We start from the raw sequence: 1,877 nt of genomic DNA, 5'->3' as shown, positions 1-1,877 counted from the left end.
GGGCGCGGCGGGGCCGCGCCGTGCTCCCCGGTGCTCATGCGGCGGGGTACAGGGTCCGCGTCCAGATCGTGACGATCGCGTCGAGCACGCGCTCGGGGTCGGTGACCGGCTCATGGCCGAGCGTGTCGTTGAGGTACGCGTTGAGCATCCACACGAGCGCCCGGGCGATCTGCGGCGCATCGAGGGGCTCGAGGTCGCCGCGCGCGACCCGGGCCTCGATCGCCTCGGTCATGAGCGTCACGAAGTTCTCGACCATCTGCGTGTACGCCGCCTCGACCGCGGCATCGTGGCGCGCTGCTTCGGCGACGGCCCGGACCAGCACGCCGTTGCGCACGTAGAAGTCGACGAAGTGCCCGAGCTGCTTGCGCGCCTGCGCGGGTGAGGACTCCTCGGTGTGCGCCCACGCCTCGCTGACCGCCACGAGCTCACCGCCCACCTCGGCGATGAGCGTCAGCACGAGCGAGGGGATGTCGTCGAAGTGGCGGTAGAAGACCGTCCGGGTGTGCCCGGTCCGGGACATCACCGCGTCGACGCTGAGGTCGCGGAACGACCGCTCGCGCAGCAGCTCGCGAGCCACGTCGAGGATCTGCTGCCGGGTCTCCTCGCGGAGCTGCCGGCGCTTGGTGCGCTGAGCGGACGCGGACATCGCGACGCAGCCTACCCGCTCCCGACCCCTAATGACAAGCTGTTTGACAAGGCGTCATTAAGCTGGTTATCGTCGGTTCGTGGCGCCACCAGCGCCGCTGTCCAGTGGGAGCTGCAGGGGAGAGCACGATGGTCGAGCAGGAGAGCCAGGGGCGCGTGGGCGTTCCCATGAGCACCCGGCGCGGATTCGTCGGCGGCCTGGCGACGGGCGTCGCAGCCCAGGTCGCGGCGGGACCGCTGCTCACGGGCATCGCCCGCGCGCAGCCCAGCGCCGCGTGCACGCCGACCCCCCGCCCCGTGCGCACCTCCTCCCTCGCGGTCGCTCCCGACGGCCGGACGGTCTGGACCGCCGACGCCGCCGGCACGACGATCACCTCCCACCGGACCAGGGACCTGCAGCGCGGACGGTCGATCGACGTCGGCGGCGCACCGCTGGACCTCGTGATCACCCCGGACGGACGCATCGCGCTCGTGCTCACCGCCGCCTACGACCGCCCCGGCGTGGCGATCGTCGACCTGCGTTCCGGCCAGACCGACCACGTGGACGTCGGCCCCGAGCCCTACGCCATCACCCTGTCCCCCGACGGCCGTCGCGCCTACGTCTCGGGCGGCGGGCAGCACGGAACGCTCACGCGCATCGACCACGTCACCGGCAAGGTCCACGAGCCGATCGAGCTCGGCGCCTACGTCCGCGGCATGGCCCTGTACGCGAACGGCACGCGTGCCCTCGTCGCGGTCGGCGGCGAGTCGGCCGTCGCGGTCGTGGACGTGAAGCACGCCCGGGTGCTGCGCCGGATCGCGACCCCGCAGTTCCCGGCCCGGCTCGCCGTCGCGCCCGACGGCCGGCGCGCCCTCGTCACCCACAACGGCTTCGGCGCCCGCCAGGTCACCCCGCTCGACCTCTCCGCCGGACGCGCCCGCACGCCCGTGACCACCGGCGAGGACCCGGCCGGCGTCGCGTTCAGCCGCGGCGGCACGGTCGTCATGGTGGCCAACAGCGGCGCGGGCACCGTGTCCGTCCTCAGGACGAGCACCTGGCGCCACCGCCGGCGCGTGAACGTCAAGGGGTCGCCCCGCCACGTGGCGGTCGTCGGCCGGCGCGGCATCGCCGGCGACGGCGCCTCCGGCCGGCTCACCACCATCCGCCTGACAGGAGGCCGCTAGCCATGCCCGTCACCCGACGCGACGCGCTCCGGGCAGGGGCCGCCGGCGCCGCCACGGCGCTCGGCGCG

Annotated in this window: 2 protein-coding genes; one reads left to right on the top strand and one right to left on the bottom strand. The window is 74.2% G+C overall.

Annotated elements, in window-relative coordinates; translation table 11 throughout:
- Positions 1-34: 34 nt before the first annotated feature.
- On the bottom strand, positions 35-646 hold the full coding sequence (locus tag ABYE80_RS20420) for a TetR/AcrR family transcriptional regulator (RefSeq protein WP_372792230.1): 612 nt from the start codon (positions 644-646) through the stop codon (positions 35-37).
- A 128-nt stretch (positions 647-774) separates the two neighbouring features.
- Here ABYE80_RS20420 and ABYE80_RS20415 point away from each other — a divergent pair, with 128 nt between their 5' ends.
- Positions 775-1,809, top strand: a complete 1,035-nt coding sequence (locus ABYE80_RS20415; protein ID WP_372792228.1) for a YncE family protein — start codon at positions 775-777, stop codon at positions 1,807-1,809.
- Positions 1,810-1,877: the final 68 nt, after the last annotated feature.

The sequence above is a fragment of the Paraconexibacter sp. genome (genome assembly GCF_041602235.1).
Taxonomy (GTDB): domain Bacteria; phylum Actinomycetota; class Thermoleophilia; order Solirubrobacterales; family Solirubrobacteraceae; genus Paraconexibacter.
The sequence above is the reverse complement of the archived record's forward strand: the minus strand, read 5'-3'. Positions and strand labels throughout refer to the sequence as shown.